The sequence below is a fragment of the Vibrio eleionomae genome, from assembly GCF_009874545.1.
Classification (GTDB): Bacteria; Pseudomonadota; Gammaproteobacteria; order Enterobacterales; family Vibrionaceae; genus Vibrio; species Vibrio nitrifigilis.
On the sequence record NZ_WEKT01000014.1, the window covers coordinates 36,793 to 53,669 of the forward strand.

Genomic DNA, 16,877 nt, shown 5'->3' on the forward strand with positions numbered 1-16,877 from the left:
TAGTGATGACAGAGCATAAAATTAAACGCAGCCATAGGACGAGCTTTCCTGCAAAGAAAAAGCAATTGGCCTATTTTGCCATTCCATCCGTCGCTATGGTTGCCCTTACCGGGTGTGGTCCTGAAAAGCCTAAGTTCTCCATTTTTGATGATGAGCAAGCTTGTAAAGATACTAAAGCCGTAAATGCTGCTGAATGTGAAGCGGCTTATCAGAAAGCGGTCAAAGAAGCACAGCGCACGGCGGAGAAATTTTATAAGCAACAAAGTTGTGAAATAAAATATGGCGTAAAAAACTGTATTGCGACTGCTGACGATAAAGGGTTTATGCCTAAAATGTCGTCCTTTATTTATACCCATATTGATAGTGATGAGGTCGCTGAATATTTTGGATTTTCTCCTTACTGGGAACATATTTATGCTCAGCCGCTTTTTTCTGAGGTCAATGAATATCAGCAAGATGCACCAAAGCAATTAGTATTGGCTAATGGTGATGCAATTGGGTTAGACCAAGATACAAAATCACTAAAATATGCACTGCCAAAAGATTACCTTAAACGGTTTCCTACGGTAAAACTGGGAGAAGTTCTGGTCAGCTATAACGGTCAACAAGATGTGGTGTCCGTACAAAAAGATGATCAGCATACTGGCAATATGTTTAATACATTTGCGGCGGGCTATTTAGTTAGCCGAATTATCGATCATCATCGTTATCGTCAGCGCGATCGTGATAATGATTATTACACAACGTCCTCTTCATCTTCTTGGGGAGGAGGAAGCAGTTCCAGTTCTCACTATTCGAAATCAAGTAGTAGCTATAAGTCGAGCTCTTCTTATTCTTCTAAATCTAGTTATTCAACCAGCTCTCGTGGTGGGTGGGGCTCGACATCGTCAAGTCGCTCATCTTGGGGTGGGTAATCGGTCTTTGCAAGAGAGGAATTGAATATGTTTCAAATTGCTACCGCACCAAGATTTGATTGGAAGGAAACAGCTAGGCAGTATGGTTTTGGCTTTCATACCATTGATGGCGAACCTTATTGGACTGAAGATCATTACTATCAATTTAGTTTACAACAGATTGAGAATGATCTTGAAGATCCAACAGAAGAGCTTCATCAAATGAGTTTGAAAGCGGTTGAACGTGTGGTGAATAGCGATGAATTACTCCGTAAGTTTCAAATTCCTGAATTGATGTGGCCTTTAGTTCGCCGTTCATGGCAGCGTCGCGAACCTTCTTTGTATAGCCGGTTGGATTTTGCTTATGATGGAAAATCACCAGCAAAGTTGTTGGAGTTTAATAGTGATACACCTACGTCGGTATTCGAACTTGGCTTATTTAGTTGGGTATGGTTAGAGCAAAAAGTTGATCGGGGTGAAGTGCCTCGCCATGCTGACCAGTTTAATTTGTTGCAAGATCTACTGGTAGCGCGCTTTCGCCAGTTTAAAACAGAACTAAAAGATAATGTGCTGCACTTTTGTTGCTGTAAAGATACAGATGAGGACCGGGGTACGGTTCAGTACTTGCAAGATTGTGCAGAGGAGGCTGGCTTAGAAACTGCATTTGTGTATGTTGAGGATATTGGCATTAGCACTTGTGGCCAGCACTTTACTGATTTAAACGATAAATCGATTGATGCGATGTTCAAACTTTATCCTTGGGAATTTATGTTACGCGAGGAATTTAGTCAGTATCTACATACGGCTGAGGTACAGTGGTTTGAACCTTTATGGAAGTGTATTACTTCGAATAAGGCGTTGTTGCCGTTATTGTGGGACATGTTTCCTAATCATCCTAACCTACTTGAGGCGTATTTTGAGGATGACCCAAGAGCTAAACACATGACTCATTACGTACGAAAGCCGATATTTAGTCGAGAGGGCAGTAATGTTTCGATTCATTTTGGCGATGAAATGGTAGAGGAAGTCGCTGGGCCTTATGGTGAAGAAGGCTATATTGTTCAGGCTTATCATTCGTTACCGAGGTTTAATGAGCATCATGTATTAATCGGCAGCTGGCTGGTGGATGATAAAGCAGCTGGAATTACGATTCGTGAGGATATTGGACGTATCACCAAGGATACCTCATTATTTGTTCCTCACATTATTGGATAATATTGCCTATGACTTCCAATATGCAGGATTCAGAGTTTTATCAATGAGTTTGGATAAGCTTAATCACGAAAAGGAATGGCCATTCCCTATCAACGTGGTATGACTTGGATATTAAAAGACATAAATTAGGTAATAAAAAAGGTTAGCAAGTGCTAACCTTTTTTACTATTTGGCAGAAGCGATTTGGGAAACAACAAGTCGCTTGTGGCACCTTAATTCCTGTCAGGGAAATAGGATTACCAACCTTTAACGATACCGCCAAATGCTTTTTGCGCAGCTTGGTAAACTTCGTCAGTTTGGTAAGCTTTCACAAATGTTTTTACGTTTTTATTGTTCACGTTGTCTTGACGAGCAACGATTAGGTTCACATATGGTGAATCTTTGTCTTCAACGAAAATACCATCTTTGTTCGGTGTTAGGTTGATAGAACTTGCAAACGTGTTGTTGATGATTGCTACAGTTACATCGTCTAATGAACGAGGAAGTTGTGACGCGTCTAGCTCAACAATTTCAAGGTTTTTAGGGTTTGATACGATATCACGAGTAGTCGCGTTAAGATCTGCGCCATCGCGTAGCTTGATCAGACCTTGTTTTTCTAGCAGCATTAAAGAACGACCTAGGTTGGTTGGATCGTTAGGTACTGCAATACGGTCACCGTCTTTGATTTCAGAAACAGATTTGATTTTGTTTGAGTAACCAGCAATTGGATAAACAAATGTGTTACCTGCAATCGCTAGTTTATAACCACGGCTTTCCATTTGTTGATCTAGGTATGGTTTGTGTTGGAATGCATTCGCATCAATTGAACCATCGGCTAGAGCCGCATTAGGTGTTACGTAGTCGGTAAAAGTAACCAGTTCAACATCTAAGTTGTATTTTTCTTTGGCGATTTTCTTCGCTACTTCAGCAACTTGTGCTTCAGCACCCGCGATAACCCCAACTTTAATTTTGTTTTGGTCTGCTGTTTTGTCGCCACAACCGGATAGCACAAGTGTAGATGCTACTGCTGCGACTGCTAATAAAGCTTTAACGCTAAATTTCATTCCTGTTCTCCTGTTAAGATTTTTATTTTTAACTTTATACTTATTTTATACCTGAGCATGAGTCATGCTCAGGCTTTTTAATATTATCGATGATCTACTCGGTGTACTAAGGCATCACCGATTGACTGAATGATTTGCACTAAGATAATCAATAGCACCACAGTCACCGCCATAATAACTACATCGTAACGGTAGAAACCGTAGCGAATTGCAACGTCACCAAGGCCACCGCCGCCCACTGTTCCCGCCATTGCTGAATAGCTCACTAATGTGACTAGCGTTACAGTTACGGTGTTAACAATTGTCGGTAGTGCTTCAGGGATCAGTACCTTACGAATAATTTGAAGTGGGCTTGCTCCCATTGATTGTGCCGCTTCAATCAGACCTGCGGGTACTTCCATCATTGCCCCTTCAATTAAGCGAGCAACAAATGGAATTGCACCGATGGTCAGAGGGACAATCGCTGCGGTGGTGCCGATAAAGGTACCGACAACCATTTTAGTGACAGGAATAATCGCTACCATTAAAACCAAGAATGGCACTGAGCGACCAATGTTTACAATTGCGCCTAACACGTTGTTTAGTGCAGGGTTAGAAAGTAGACCACCCTTTTTAGTCGTGTGTAAAACGACACCAAGTGGAATGCCAACAGCAAAGCCAACAATCCCTGATACCGCTACCATATAAATTGTTTGCCATGTTGCTTTTAAAATCAGGTCACTGTTGAGTGATACCCATGATGCTAGTTCATGAAACATAACCAAGTACCTCAACTTTTACTTTGTTGTCGCGAATGTATTGAATAGCAGCTTGGGTGTCAGCCGGCTGGCCAAGAATTTCTGCTACCATCATGCCGAATTTAACCCCGCCTGCGTAATCTAAATCTGAGTTTAGAATGCTGACATCAATATTAAATTCGCGAGATACTTGTGAGACGACTGGCGCGTCAACACTTGCGCCGGTGAACTCAAGTCGAACCAATGGGTGTGTTCCTTCAACTTGTTGTTCTTTCAAGCGGTTTTCATAATCTTCTGGAATAGAAAGATCCAGTGTCGAGCGAATGAATTCGTGTGCAAGTTCTGTTTTCGGATATGCAAAGATATCGCCTACAGTGCCTTTTTCTACCAATTCACCACCACCGATGATTGCCACTTCGTGACAGATGCTTTTAACCACATCCATTTCGTGTGTGATCAAGAGCATCGTAATATTAAGGCGGCGGTTAATTTCTTTTAATAGTTCTAAAATTGATTGAGTGGTTGCAGGGTCTAGCGCACTGGTTGCTTCATCACAAAGTAAAACTTTAGGATCTGAGGCCAGTGCACGTGCAATCGCCACACGCTGTTTTTGACCACCACTTAAATTCGCAGGGTAGGTATCTTTTTTATCCGCCAAACCGACAAGATCAAGCAACTGAGAGACTTTCTCTTGGATGTGGTTGTCATCTTTTCCTGCAAGCTCAAGAGGTAATGCAATATTAGCAAATACGGTACGAGAAGCGAGTAGGTTGAAGTGTTGGAATATCATGCCGATATTGCGACGAGCGTGTGAAAGCTCTTTTGATGATAGCTGAGTTAAATCTGTACCATCTACGACAACAGAACCAGAGGTTGGACGCTCTAGCATATTCACACAACGGATCAGTGTACTTTTCCCTGCACCTGAAGAGCCGATTACACCAAAGATAGTGCCTTGTGGTATTTGAAGGTCAATATTCTTAAGAGCATGAATTTCCTTTTCACCCTGGTAGAATACCTTGTTGACATTAGTTATTTGAATCATTCGAAAACCTGTGCAGGGAAATACTTAAGTTACCCCATTTTTTCTGTAGTCTTTTCGACCCACAGAGTAATGTATTTGTGACTTCTATTATGGATGATGATGCTATGGTTTCTGACCTTTCAAGTCAATAGATATTTTTACGTCTAGACGTCTAAATAGTGAAAATGTCAGAACTGAATGGAATGAGATATTGATGAAAGCAATAAGTCATCTTTATAACCCCAAATAACCTTGATATGCAGGATTCAAAGCTCAATCAACGGATATAGATCAAGCCCTATCACGGAAGGAATGAGCATTGTGTTTTCGTGTGATTGTCTACCTCAAGATTCCAATATCATCCTCGTGTAGGAATAGTTTTATCGTTTAAGAATGACTATGAATTATCTAACATTGGATTTTTTGATGCTATTCTGAAATCTGTATCTTGATGCTACTTGAGTATAGAATACCTCTATTCACATGCATTCATCTCTATTCGTTATCTCAGCGCTGGCGCTTGAGATTAATCGGTAGTTTAACACAGCTCGTAAGTGAGAGTAATTTTGGCTAAACCAGCGGTATTTTTGGACCGTGATGGCGTGATTAACGTCGATCATGGTTACGTACATGATGAACACGATTTTGAGTTTATCGATGGAGTTTTTGAAGCTACAAAAGCTTTGCAAGATATGGGCTACCTTCTTGTGTTAGTGACTAATCAGGCAGGTATTGCACGTGGATTGTATAGTGAAGATCGCTTTCTTTCACTGACGCAGTGGATGGATTGGAACTTCGAAGATCATGGTGTCGAGTTTGATGGTATCTATTATTGTCCACATCATCCTGAACATGGGATTGGAGAGTATAAGCAAGATTGTGATTGTCGGAAACCAAAACCAGGCATGTTTATTGATGCGCGTAATTTCCTAAAAATAGACATGGAAAACTCGGTTATGGTTGGTGATAAAGCTGAAGATTTGATGGCAGCAGAAGCGGCAGGAGTCGGAACTAAAATTTTAGTTCGTACCGGAAAGCCTGTGACTGAGAAAGGTGAAGCGCTGGCATCGATAGTATTGGATAGTATTGCGGATGTGCCTGCGTATTTGAAAAAATAGCCATGACGTACGTCATCATTATAAAAAGGTTGCGAATGCAGCCTTTTTTGTTGGCTATGTATGGGCAAATAAATCACTGTTATAAGTTAAGTGCGAAAATGCAAAAAGCCAGCTCAATGAGCTGGCTTTCTAATATGGTGGAGGGGGACGGATTCGAACCATCGAAGGCGGAGCCGGCAGATTTACAGTCTGCTCCCTTTGGCCACTCGGGAACCCCTCCAGGGGATTTTTATACTTAATTGAGGTTTTCCCAACACNTTCAATCAAGTGTTTCTCATAAGAGAAGAATATGGTGGAGGGGGACGGATTCGAACCATCGAAGGCGGAGCCGGCAGATTTACAGTCTGCTCCCTTTGGCCACTCGGGAACCCCTCCAGGGTATTTTTATACTTAAGTGATGTTTTCCCAACTCATCCCTCAAGTGCGGAGCGCATCATAGCAAACTCTTTGAAGCTGTAAACCCTTTTTTTATGATTTTGAATTGAATGCTGGCTTTTTGGGCAAAGATGCCAGTTATTCGCCATTTTTATGGTTTTTTATCTCCAAGAGTTTGTTTTGTCGAAGATTGAAGTCAACTGGCTCTAATGAGGTTATTGGGTTATACGCAAGTAACCTCAAGATGCTGTTTCAGCGAGATGTATTTGCTCTTAGCGGTAATTAACGGTGTAGCGGGTGGGTTTATGGTTCATTGCGAGAACGCTATTGACAACAATTGCGCCAAATACAGAGAGTACAAGTAACCAGACAGGAACATAGAAGTATGAAATGAGTAATATTGAACAGTCAATAAACACCTGTGTTTTACCCACTGAAATGCCCCATTTGTCCTGAATCGCCAAACACATCACATTAAATCCACCTAGACTTGAACGATGGCGAAATAAAATCAACATGCCAATCCCCATTAGTAACCCACCAGCAAATGCACAATAAACATCATTGATTTGATCAAGATGAATAATATGGTGAAGTTGGTCTGTAAAAATTGACACTAATGCGCCGGATACCACGCTATTGATGGCGAATGCTTTACCAAAACGTTTCCACGCTAAAAAGTAAAAAGGCACATTTGTGACAAAATACAATGTGCCGAAACTGATAGGGATAAGTTTTGCCAACAGCAAAGATAAGCCAGCGGTGCCGCCTGTGAGTAAATGGGCGGCTTGAAGAAAGAAAACGCCTTGCGCTGTGATTATCGAGCCTGTAAGCATTGCTATAGCGTCTTCTTTAAGTGTGTGTTTTTCCATAAATGTGTTGTAGTCCTGCAGTGGCTCTGTGTGATCACACAGTAAAAATCTGAGATTTGATGAGATAAGAGGCGATACTAATAAAAAGATACTTTTTCCGGTAGATAGTGAGGGGAAATTAAGGTACATCTATGTAACGGCCAATTTACAGGGCGTAAAGTGGTAAGTTGACAGTCAGAAGAGACACAAAGAAGAAGGTGCACGGTATTGAGTGAGCCCTTGCTGATTAATGTTGATAGTAAGCCTTTCTGCCTATTTACAAGGTTTATGAAACGATTTGTCACTCATTATGAAAAAACTGCATAATAAATTGTGTAAATTGTGCTTTATGATGAAGATCAATTTATGTAAAATGCGCGCCATTACGGTGACGAAAACGTTTGCGTTTAGTCGTTGTGCGGTTTTTTCCCTAAAATTTCAGTTAATCTGAGTCAGGAGATACAGATGCTTAAGCGTGATATGAACATCGCTGATTACGATCCGGAGCTATACGCTGCCATCCAGGAAGAAACTCTTCGTCAGGAAGAACACATTGAACTTATTGCTTCTGAAAACTACACAAGTCCACGTGTAATGGAAGCACAAGGCTCTCAGCTAACTAACAAGTACGCAGAGGGTTACCCTGGCAAGCGTTACTACGGCGGTTGTGAGTATGTTGATAAAGCAGAAGCATTGGCTATTGACCGTGCTTGTAAACTGTTCGGTTGTGAATACGCAAACGTACAGCCACACTCAGGTTCTCAAGCAAACAGCGCAGTGTATATGGCGTTGTTGAACCCTGGCGACACCGTTCTAGGCATGAGCCTAGCACACGGTGGTCACTTAACTCACGGTTCACCAGTTAACTTTTCTGGCAAACACTACAATGTGATTCCTTACGGCATCGATTCTGATGGTCAAATCGACTACGATGAAATGGAAGCGCTAGCACTACAACACAAACCTAAGATGATTATTGGTGGTTTCTCTGCTTATTCTCAAGTTGTAGATTGGAAACGCATGCGTGAAATCGCAGACAAAGTAGATGCTTACCTGTTTGTTGATATGGCACACGTTGCCGGCCTAATTGCTGCTGGTGTATACCCAAGCCCAATTCCATTTGCTGACGTTGTAACAACGACAACTCACAAAACATTGGCAGGTCCTCGTGGTGGTCTTATCCTTTCTAACGCAGGTGAAGATCTGTACAAGAAACTAAATTCTGCAGTGTTCCCTGGTGGTCAAGGTGGTCCTTTGATGCACGTTATCGCTGCAAAAGCGGTTGCTTTCAAAGAAGCAATGGAGCCAGAATTTAAAGCCTATCAAGAACGTGTTGTAGAAAACGCTAAAGCGATGGTTGCTCAATTCCAAGAGCGTGGCTACAAAATCGTATCTAACAGTACTGAAAACCACCTGTTCCTTGTTGATCTGATCGATAAAGACATCACTGGTAAAGAGGCTGATGCGGCTCTTGGCGCTGCTAACATTACAGTTAACAAAAACTCTGTACCAAACGATCCACGTAGCCCATTCGTAACGTCTGGTATTCGCGTTGGTACTCCATCAATTACTCGTCGCGGCTTCAATGCTGAAGATGCAAAAGAGTTAGCAAACTGGATGTGTGATGTACTTGATAGCATCAATGATCAATCTGTTATTGATGCAACAAAACAGAAAGTTTTAGAAATCTGTAAACGTCTTCCTGTTTACGCTTAATTTCTATACTTAAGTTATAAAACAAAGGGCCCGCATTAATATGCGGGCCCTTTTTGTCTGTTTGTAAGCGATTAACTGTAGTGTTGCTCTATGTTATTTTGCAACACTAAGCAATGCACCTGATTTACATTGGAACATATAGTAGTTACTGCTTTCAGAAAATTTTCCAAGCCCTTCGCCAGAACAATAATCCGCGTTGATATCACGCATGGTATCAAGAGTTTGTTCGCTTTGAAGTGAGAACTTAGATCCATCAGCACACACGATACGAACTCGGCCGTCATCACTAACTGAATAGATTTTGACGTCAGTATTACAGAGCTCGAACGACGCTTCTTGGAAGTTATCTCGTTGCTCGTTCGATGCACATCCCGCCAACACTCCTGTAATAATTAGAGCCAAGAGTCCAAATTTATTCATGATGAAATCCTTTACGTTGTTACGTGTACCGAACCGATGATAAGAAATCATCGTTGCTCCTATGATTTTTACCCGGTCGCGGTTAATTAATATCTACATTTTAGTATAAGCCAACGCCAGCGTATAAAACTTGTTCGAGAGCTGCAAGTAGTGAATGCCGATAAATGAAAAAAGCCGATATGGATTCCATATCGGCTTTAGTACTCAGGAGTATGAATTATTTAACTTCCATACCTTGAGCTTGGAGATCTGCATGGTAAGAAGAACGTACGAACGGGCCGCAAGCTGCATGAGTGAAGCCTAACTCTAATGCAACTTCTTTGAGTTCTTCGAATTCTTCTGGTGGCACATAGCGAGCCACTGGTAGATGGTGGCGACTTGGTGCTAGATATTGACCGAGAGTCAGCATTGTCACGCCATGAGAGCGTAGATCTTTGAGTACTTCAATGATTTCTTCTTTGGTTTCGCCCAGCCCCATCATCAAACCTGATTTAGTTGGAATGTCTGGATGCTGTTCTTTGAATTTACGTAGAAGTTCTAGTGACCATTTATAGTTTGCACCTGGACGAGCCTTACGATATAGACGTGGGGCAGTTTCTAAGTTGTGGTTGAATACATCTGGCGGATTGTCTTTCATTAACTCAAGCGCAGTATCCATACGACCACGAAAATCAGGTACGAGTGTCTCAATACGAATTTCTGGGTTAAGAGCGCGAATTTCACGGTTACAGTCTGCAAAGTGTTGTGCGCCACCATCACGAAGGTCATCGCGGTCAACAGAGGTGATCACCACATACTTCAACTTCATATCTTTGATGGTTTGTGCCAATTTTTGTGGTTCATTAGCTTCTGGTGCAACAGGGCGACCATGGGCAACGTCACAGAACGGACAACGACGGGTACAGATAGCACCTAAAATCATGAAGGTAGCAGTACCATGATTAAAACATTCGGCGAGGTTAGGGCAAGAGGCTTCTTCACAAACAGAGTGAAGGTTGTTCTTGCGCATCGCTGATTTTATGTCTTTGATACGTTGACTATCAGAAGGCAGCTTGATTTTCATCCACTCAGGTTTACGTAGAACCTCAGTTTGTTCTTCAGGCATGTTCTTAACTGGAATCAGTGCCATTTTGTCGGCATCGCGGTATTTAACACCACGTTCCATCTGAATTGGTTTACTCATGATTATAGGCTTCTGTGCTGATTTCGACTTTCTCGTAGCCTAGCAGGCTAACAAGTTCTTTGACTAGTATATGCTCGACATGTTCAATGTCGGTTGGTCCCTTTAAATCGCTCACTTGAACCATTTCCATTCCCGCATAGCCACATGGGTTAATACGTAGAAACGGCGATAAATCCATATTGACGTTGAGTGCCAACCCATGGAAAGAACAGCCTTTACGAATACGTAGGCCGAGTGAACAAATTTTTCTCCCGTCGACGTAAACGCCAGGAGCATCAGGTTTCGCTGCTGAGTCAATCTGATAGTGTTTAAGCGTGTTGATCACGAGTGTTTCTATATCGGTGACTAATTCGCGAACCCCAAGTTTTTTACGACGTAGGTTAATTAAAAAGTAGACGACGAGTTGACCGGGGCCATGGTAGGTGACTTGTCCGCCGCGATCACTCTGAACAACGGGAATATCCCCCGTATTCAATAAGTGTTCAGGTTTTCCCGCTTGGCCTTGGGTGAATACAGGGTTGTGCTCCACTAGCCAGATTTCATCCCGGGTTTCTGAATCGCGTTGATCAGTAAAGTCATGCATTGCTTGCCAGACCGGTTGGTAATCCCGGCGGCCTAAATGCCTGACGACCAGTTCACTGTCCATTATTACGTCCATCGGTCTTATATAAAGTTTTTGGATTATAAACTTCTTAGATGCTTTGAACTACTTTTTATAGCGTTTTTTTTAACACTTGTGAAACGTGTTGTTTTTAACTATCTGATAAAAAAGGGAAAAGCAGCTTTCGCTGCTTTAAAAAAAAGTTTACTCATTTCAAATAAAATTGAAAATGATTGGGCGTTTATAGTACTAAGCGTACGATTTCGATATCGCCTAACTCTTTATAAAGGGTTTCTACTTGCTCGATAGATGTTGCTGTAATCGTTACCGAAATTGAATGGTAGTTACCTTTGCCGCTTGGCTTTACTCGAGGGCTGTAGTCACCTGGAGCATGGCGTTGAATGACTTCTAATACCAGTTCAGGTAGTTCTGGTTTCGCATGGCCCATGACTTTGTATGTAAATGAGCAAGGGAACTCGAGAAGGTCTTTCAATTTTGCATCAGAGTTGAGTGTCAACATAAGGAAACTCCAAGGTTTACTAATAATAGAAGCGGTGCAGAATAGTACAGCCAATTGATGTGGATCTCAAGTCAACAAAAAAGCCGCGTTAGCGGCTTTTTTAAAGACGATGAGAGCCTTTAGAATAAGCCTTTGAACAATAGAACAATGTAGTCCCAAAGACGGCTGAAAATGCCACCTTGGTTAACATCTTCTAAAGCCATTAAAGGATATTGAGCAACATCTTTACCATCAACTTGGTAGAAGAGTTTACCTACTACGTCACCTTTTTTGATTGGCGCTTTTAGCTGTTTATCCAGCACAAAGTTTGCCGTCAGATCTTTAGCTTGTCCGCGAGGTAAAGTGACATAAGTATCTTCATTGACACCTAGAGCAACTTTGTCTTTATCGCCCATCCAGATGCGTTCTTTAACAAATGTTTGGCCTTTCTTATGTGGCTCAACAGTCTCAAAGAAACGGAAGCCGTATCCTAGTAGTTTTTTACTTTCTGCTTTACGTGCATTAGAGCTCTTTGTACCCATTACAACAGAAATAAGGCGCATTTTACCTTCGTACGCTGATGTCACCAGGTTGTAGCCTGCATGGCTAGTGTGGCCTGTTTTGATGCCATCGACGTTCATACTTTTATCCCACAGTAGGCCGTTACGGTTGTACTGTGTGATACCGTTGTAGGTAAATTTCTTATCTGAGTAGATTTTATACTCTTCAGGAACGTCACGAATTAACGCTTGCGCAAGTACTGCTAAATCGTGTGGTGTAGTGTACAAGTTAGGGTTATCAAGCCCGTGTACGTTAGCATAATGAGTGTCTTTCATGCCTAGCGTATTCGCCCAAGCATTCATAAGATCGACAAATGCATCGGTAGAGCCAGCGATGTGTTCTGCCATAGCCACACAAGCATCGTTACCTGAATCAATAATAATGCCTTTGTTTAGTTCTCCCACTTTTACAGTGGTACCAACTTCGATAAACATTTTTGAAGATTCTGGGAAGTTTTTCGCCCAAGCATTGCGACTGATGACAACGTCGTCATCACGGCTAATGTTACCGCGCTTAATCTCTTGACCGATAACGTAGCTCGTCATCATTTTTGTCAAACTAGCTGGCGGTAGTTTCTCGTTCATGTTTTTTTGAGCAAGAATTTTACCGGAATGGTAATCCATCAAAATGTAGCCATTTGCTGCAATTTGAGGTGCATCTGGTACAACAACTGGAGAGGCAGCCACTGCTGAACCCGAGAAACTTGCTGATAGCGCAACAGAAGACGCTAAAACAGTATTTAAAATCGCTTTTTTCATGGTGAGTTTGACTTTTTTACTTAATTATCCGTTATCTTATCAGAAATGATGCCTTAAAACAGACCCTGTCACTTCTGATCCGATCCAGTGTATCAATGCGAATGGATGTGCTTTCTAACGAATGCTGTCTCATAGCCGAGAGATTTTACTCGTTCAAGGCTTTGTTGCGTCAGAGTATAGTCAACAAACGGACCTAAAAAGACACGGTGGTTACTTTCTTTGCTATCAACAAAAGTACGCACTGATAAGCTTTGACTTAGTTTTTGCGCTAAAGTTCGCGCATTTTTTTCATTTTGTGTCGATGCCACTTGTACGTAGTACTTATGGCCTGCATCTGATGGTTCTTTACTCTTTGATTTTCCTGGAGTAATGACCTCAATTTTTACATTGGCTGTACCTGTTTGCAGCACACCTAATTTATAAGCTGCCGCATAACTTAAATCAATAATCCGCCCTGTATGGAATGGTCCCCGATCATTGACCCGAACAATAGCCGTTTTGTCGTTATCGGTATTGGTCACTTTCACATAGCTTGGTAAAGGCAGTGTTTTGTGGGCTGCTGTCATCGAATACATATCGTAAATTTCACCATTCGACGTTAAATGTCCGTGGAATTTTTTACCGTACCAAGATGCTTTGCCTGTTTCAGTATACCCTTCAGTATTTTTTATAATATGGTAAGTTTTACCACCAAGTGTATAGTCCTTATTACCACCAAGACTATAAGGCTCATTTTGTGGATGAGCATCCTCCACATGATCTACAGAGATGGGCGCATTTGGCGCCACATCATTATCAATCGAGTATCGTCCAGACGAACTACAGCCGGCCAGTAGCAAAGCTAACATGGCCGAGAATGGCAACAGTAACTTTGTCATTTAGTTCGCCTTTGAAAATGCTTTTCTGTGAGTGTGTATTGACATTAAAATCCCAAATCCTGCAAGTAGTGTCACCATAGAGGTACCACCATAGCTGATTAATGGCAGAGGAACGCCAACAACAGGTAAAATTCCACTCACCATGCCAATATTAACAAACACATAAACAAAAAAGCTTAACGTTATGCTCCCTGCCATCATACGACCAAATGCAGTTTGTGAGTTGGTAGCTAAATATAATCCGCGTCCAATCACAAATAGATAAACAGAAAGTAATACCAACACACCAATCAGTCCCCATTCTTCTGCAATCACTGCGAAAATGAAGTCAGTATGTCTCTCTGGTAAAAATTCTAGTTGAGATTGCGTGCCATGCAACCATCCTTTTCCAAGTAACCCGCCAGAACCAATCGCAATTTTACTTTGAATAATGTGATAGCCCGCACCTAACGGATCGGACTCTGGATTAAATAATGTCCTAACTCGCGTTTTTTGGTAATCGTGCATCAGGAAAAACCACAGCACAGGGATAAAGGCGCCGACAGCAACACAAGCCGCGATAATGTATTTCCAGCTAATACCAGCGAGGAAAATAACAAACACGCCAGAAGCAGCGATCAATATAGAGGTACCAAGGTCCGGTTGTTTTGCTATCAGAATGGTCGGAACGAATACCATCGCGAGCGATAGAACCAATGTACGAAAGTCTGGCGGTAGCTGACGATGACCAATAAAACGCGCCACCATCAGCGGTACTGCTAATTTTAGTAGCTCTGAAGGTTGAAAACGGACAAAGCCCAAGTTCAGCCAACGCTGAGCACCTTTAGATATTTCACCAAACAGCAGAACACCAACGAGAAGGATAACCCCAACAAAAAAGAGTAGAGGAGCCATTCGTTCATAGGTGCGTGGAGGAATCTGAGCAATGCCGATCATGATGCCAAGCGCGAGTAGCATACGCATTGCTTGGCGTTCCATCATTGCCATGTTCTGCCCACTAGCGCTGTACATAATGACCAGACCAAAAAACATCAGTAACATCACTGCAAGAAGCAGTGGTAAATCAATATGAATACGCTGGAAAAATGAGCGGTTCTCTTGAGTAGGATCGATATTCATCATTTGTCGCTCTTTCCTTTACCAAGTAGCATATAGTCAAAGATTTTACGCGCCACAGGTGCACCATGACTCGACCCGCCCCCCGCGTTTTCTAATACAATAGTCACGATTGCTTTTGGATTTTTTACAGGTGCAAATGAAATAAACAAAGCGTGGTCTCGTAAGTGCTCGGCCAGTTCTGCTGCATTGTATTTTTGACCCTCCGCTAAACCAAAGACCTGAGCCGTACCTGATTTACCTCCACTGGTATAAGGTGCACCATGGAATGCGCGGCGAGCGGTACCACGAGGACCGTTGTTCACCAAATACATACCGTGCAGTGCGATGTCCCAGTATTTTTCCGGTACATTTTTTATAGGGGGATAGGTCACGATCTCCGCATCGCGTCGAGTAGAAAATGCGTCACCATTATTGATGGTCGAACGGAGTAAGTGAGGTGCGATGACTTCGCCATGATGTACGAGCACCGACAACGCTTTAGCCAATTGAAGCGGAGTTGCTGTCCAGTAACCTTGCCCGATACCAACAGGGATAGTATCACCCTGGTACCAAGGCTGATGGAATTTTGCATGTTTCCATTCTCTGGTTGGCATATTGGCTTTACTTTCTTCATAGATATCAATACCGGTATAATCGCCAAAACCAAATTTCTTCATCCAAGTCGAAATACGGTCAATACCCATCTCGTATGCAACGTGATAGAAGAAAGTATCGACAGACTCTTCTAAGGCTTTGGTGACATTTACTTTGCCATGTCCCCAACGTAACCAGTCGCGGAAAGGGCGAGTGTTCGAGTTAGGAATTTTCCAATAGCCGGGGTCGTTACGGGTATACGTTGGTGTAATAACACCTTCGGTCAATGCCGACACTGCCATAAACGGTTTCACTGTGGAACCCGGAGGGTAGATACCTAATGTACTGCGGTTAACAAGAGGTCGATCTTTATCATTCAGCAATTTAGCGTACGCTTTTCCTGAAATACCATGAACAAATGCATTCGGGTCATAACTTGGACTGGATACCATAGCAAGAACACCGTTGTCTTTAGGATCGAGCACAATGGCTGAGCCGCGACGTCCGTCTAATAACTTGCTGACATACAGTTGTAAGTTGATATCGATGTTTAACACGATATCTTTCCCTGGAATTGGCGGTACGTACTTCAAGGTACGAATAATGCGCCCTCGACTGTTCACTTCTACTTCTTGATAACCGGCCGTACCATGTAGGACATCCTCGTAATATTTTTCAATACCTAATTTACCGATGTCCCTCGTTGCTTGATAGTTAGCGGTTTTTCCTTCGCGCTCTAAGCGTGACATGTCTTTATCGTTGATACGAGACACATAGCCTAAAACGTGGGTGAGAACGGAACCATAAGGGTAGTAACGTTTCAAAGCTGCAGTGACTTGCACGCCAGGAAATTTGTATTGATTGACTGAGAATTTAGCGACTTGCTCATCAGTTAGCTGAGAAAGTAGTTGGACCGAATCAAAGCGACGTGTACGCCGGCGCTCTTTTTGAAACTCATCAATATCGTCTTGGGTAATGGGCAGTATTGTCTGTAAACGCTTGAGGGTATCGTCCATATTTTTCACCTTTTCAGGGGTGATTTCTAGACTGAATACAGGGCGATTTTCTGCGAGTAGTTTACCATTTCGATCATAAATTAATCCGCGGTTAGGAGAGATTGGGACTATTTTGATTCGGTTATCATTGGAACGGGTTTTATAATCTTGGTATTGATTGACTTGGATATTGTACAAATTACCAATCAATACAATAACTAATAGAATAATGCCAACAAAGGATACTACCGCACGGCTACGAAATAGCCGTGCTTCTGCTAAGTAATCTCGAATTGGGCTATGTTTGCGTAACATCTA

At 42.2% G+C, this 16,877-nt stretch carries 16 protein-coding genes and 2 tRNA genes; 4 read left to right on the top strand and 14 right to left on the bottom strand.

Going from position 1 to position 16,877, the window contains the following annotated elements:
• The first annotated feature begins 5 nt into the window (after nt 1-5).
• Together F9817_RS10015 and F9817_RS10020 are read left to right on the top strand one after the other, a co-directional pair.
• Nucleotides 6-914, top strand: coding sequence for a DUF1190 domain-containing protein (locus F9817_RS10015; protein WP_161155050.1), 909 nt, complete (start codon nt 6-8; stop codon nt 912-914).
• Between the two features lie 27 nt (nt 915-941).
• The gene (locus F9817_RS10020; protein WP_161155052.1) at nt 942-2,108 is read left to right on the top strand and encodes a glutathionylspermidine synthase family protein; all 1,167 of its coding nucleotides are present in this window, start codon (nt 942-944) and stop codon (nt 2,106-2,108) included.
• Between the two features lie 236 nt (nt 2,109-2,344).
• Here F9817_RS10020 and F9817_RS10025 read toward each other — a convergent pair whose 3' ends face one another.
• The 3 genes from F9817_RS10025 to metN form a co-directional block, all read right to left on the bottom strand.
• Nucleotides 2,345-3,151 (bottom strand): MetQ/NlpA family lipoprotein, encoded by an 807-nt coding sequence (locus F9817_RS10025; RefSeq protein WP_161155055.1) that lies wholly within the window; start codon nt 3,149-3,151, stop codon nt 2,345-2,347.
• 83 nt (nt 3,152-3,234) lie between these two features.
• The gene (locus tag F9817_RS10030; RefSeq protein WP_161155057.1) at nt 3,235-3,909 is read right to left on the bottom strand and encodes a methionine ABC transporter permease; all 675 of its coding nucleotides are present in this window, start codon (nt 3,907-3,909) and stop codon (nt 3,235-3,237) included.
• Complete coding sequence (gene metN, locus F9817_RS10035) at nt 3,899-4,933, bottom strand: methionine ABC transporter ATP-binding protein MetN (RefSeq protein ID WP_161155062.1); 1,035 nt, start codon at nt 4,931-4,933, stop codon at nt 3,899-3,901. Before metN ends, F9817_RS10030 begins: the two co-directional genes overlap by 11 nt.
• A 545-nt stretch (nt 4,934-5,478) precedes the next feature.
• Between metN and gmhB the strand changes: the two genes are divergently transcribed.
• The gene (gmhB, locus tag F9817_RS10040; protein WP_161155064.1) at nt 5,479-6,030 is read left to right on the top strand and encodes a D-glycero-beta-D-manno-heptose 1,7-bisphosphate 7-phosphatase; all 552 of its coding nucleotides are present in this window, start codon (nt 5,479-5,481) and stop codon (nt 6,028-6,030) included.
• Between the two features lie 135 nt (nt 6,031-6,165).
• On the opposite strand, the gene F9817_RS10045 is transcribed toward gmhB, so the two are convergent.
• From F9817_RS10045 to F9817_RS10055, 3 genes are all read right to left on the bottom strand, one after another.
• Nucleotides 6,166-6,250, bottom strand: a tRNA-Tyr gene (locus F9817_RS10045).
• A 70-nt stretch (nt 6,251-6,320) separates the two neighbouring features.
• A tRNA-Tyr gene (locus F9817_RS10050) sits at nt 6,321-6,405 on the bottom strand.
• A 272-nt stretch (nt 6,406-6,677) separates the two neighbouring features.
• A complete protein-coding gene (locus F9817_RS10055) occupies nt 6,678-7,277 on the bottom strand; it encodes a YitT family protein (protein ID WP_161155066.1) in 600 nt (199 codons plus the stop codon).
• A 444-nt stretch (nt 7,278-7,721) separates the two neighbouring features.
• Between F9817_RS10055 and glyA the strand changes: the two genes are divergently transcribed.
• Entirely contained in the window at nt 7,722-8,972 is a 1,251-nt protein-coding gene (gene glyA, locus F9817_RS10060; protein WP_161155070.1) for a serine hydroxymethyltransferase, read from the top strand.
• A gap of 93 nt (nt 8,973-9,065) precedes the next feature.
• Here glyA and F9817_RS10065 read toward each other — a convergent pair whose 3' ends face one another.
• The 8 genes from F9817_RS10065 to mrdA form a co-directional block, all read right to left on the bottom strand.
• Nucleotides 9,066-9,392: a hypothetical protein gene (locus tag F9817_RS10065; protein WP_161155072.1), complete on the bottom strand. Its 327-nt coding sequence runs from the start codon at nt 9,390-9,392 to the stop codon at nt 9,066-9,068.
• A 217-nt stretch (nt 9,393-9,609) separates the two neighbouring features.
• Nucleotides 9,610-10,575, bottom strand: coding sequence for a lipoyl synthase (gene lipA / locus F9817_RS10070; protein ID WP_161155075.1), 966 nt, complete (start codon nt 10,573-10,575; stop codon nt 9,610-9,612).
• Nucleotides 10,568-11,221, bottom strand: coding sequence for a lipoyl(octanoyl) transferase LipB (gene lipB / locus F9817_RS10075; protein WP_161155077.1), 654 nt, complete (start codon nt 11,219-11,221; stop codon nt 10,568-10,570). Before lipB ends, lipA begins: the two co-directional genes overlap by 8 nt.
• Before the next feature lie 196 nt (nt 11,222-11,417).
• A complete protein-coding gene (ybeD, locus tag F9817_RS10080; RefSeq protein ID WP_161155079.1) occupies nt 11,418-11,696 on the bottom strand; it encodes a DUF493 family protein YbeD in 279 nt (92 codons plus the stop codon).
• Nucleotides 11,697-11,815: 119 nt separating this feature from the next.
• Nucleotides 11,816-12,994, bottom strand: a complete 1,179-nt coding sequence (locus F9817_RS10085; RefSeq protein ID WP_161155081.1) for a serine hydrolase — start codon at nt 12,992-12,994, stop codon at nt 11,816-11,818.
• A gap of 92 nt (nt 12,995-13,086) precedes the next feature.
• Entirely contained in the window at nt 13,087-13,872 is a 786-nt protein-coding gene (locus F9817_RS10090) for a septal ring lytic transglycosylase RlpA family protein (RefSeq protein ID WP_161155083.1), read from the bottom strand.
• Nucleotides 13,873-14,991 carry a rod shape-determining protein RodA gene (rodA, locus tag F9817_RS10095; RefSeq protein ID WP_161155151.1) on the bottom strand — a complete coding sequence of 373 codons (1,119 nt, stop codon included), beginning with the start codon at nt 14,989-14,991 and terminating at the stop codon, nt 13,873-13,875. It abuts the gene before it with no gap.
• Complete coding sequence (gene mrdA, locus F9817_RS10100) at nt 14,991-16,874, bottom strand: penicillin-binding protein 2 (RefSeq protein ID WP_161155085.1); 1,884 nt, start codon at nt 16,872-16,874, stop codon at nt 14,991-14,993. Before mrdA ends, rodA begins: the two co-directional genes overlap by 1 nt.
• Nucleotides 16,875-16,877: the final 3 nt, after the last annotated feature.

Excerpts from the sequence above, each read along its gene's own strand:
- F9817_RS10015 (WP_161155050.1), top strand. The coding sequence starts at position 6 with ATGACAGAGCATAAAATTAAACGCAGCCATAGGACGAGCTTTCCTGCA.
- glyA (WP_161155070.1), top strand. The coding sequence starts at position 7,722 with ATGCTTAAGCGTGATATGAACATCGCTGATTACGATCCGGAGCTATAC.
- lipB (WP_161155077.1), bottom strand. The coding sequence starts at position 11,221 with ATGGACAGTGAACTGGTCGTCAGGCATTTAGGCCGCCGGGATTACCAA.
- F9817_RS10065 (WP_161155072.1), bottom strand. The coding sequence starts at position 9,392 with ATGAATAAATTTGGACTCTTGGCTCTAATTATTACAGGAGTGTTGGCG.
- metN (WP_161155062.1), bottom strand. The coding sequence starts at position 4,933 with ATGATTCAAATAACTAATGTCAACAAGGTATTCTACCAGGGTGAAAAG.
- F9817_RS10030 (WP_161155057.1), bottom strand. The coding sequence starts at position 3,909 with ATGTTTCATGAACTAGCATCATGGGTATCACTCAACAGTGACCTGATT.
- F9817_RS10085 (WP_161155081.1), bottom strand. The coding sequence starts at position 12,994 with ATGAAAAAAGCGATTTTAAATACTGTTTTAGCGTCTTCTGTTGCGCTA.
- F9817_RS10025 (WP_161155055.1), bottom strand. The coding sequence starts at position 3,151 with ATGAAATTTAGCGTTAAAGCTTTATTAGCAGTCGCAGCAGTAGCATCT.
- F9817_RS10055 (WP_161155066.1), bottom strand. The coding sequence starts at position 7,277 with ATGGAAAAACACACACTTAAAGAAGACGCTATAGCAATGCTTACAGGC.
- lipA (WP_161155075.1), bottom strand. The coding sequence starts at position 10,575 with ATGAGTAAACCAATTCAGATGGAACGTGGTGTTAAATACCGCGATGCC.
- F9817_RS10090 (WP_161155083.1), bottom strand. The coding sequence starts at position 13,872 with ATGACAAAGTTACTGTTGCCATTCTCGGCCATGTTAGCTTTGCTACTG.
- mrdA (WP_161155085.1), bottom strand. The coding sequence starts at position 16,874 with ATGTTACGCAAACATAGCCCAATTCGAGATTACTTAGCAGAAGCACGG.
- F9817_RS10020 (WP_161155052.1), top strand. The coding sequence starts at position 942 with ATGTTTCAAATTGCTACCGCACCAAGATTTGATTGGAAGGAAACAGCT.
- rodA (WP_161155151.1), bottom strand. The coding sequence starts at position 14,991 with ATGAATATCGATCCTACTCAAGAGAACCGCTCATTTTTCCAGCGTATT.
- ybeD (WP_161155079.1), bottom strand. The coding sequence starts at position 11,696 with ATGTTGACACTCAACTCTGATGCAAAATTGAAAGACCTTCTCGAGTTC.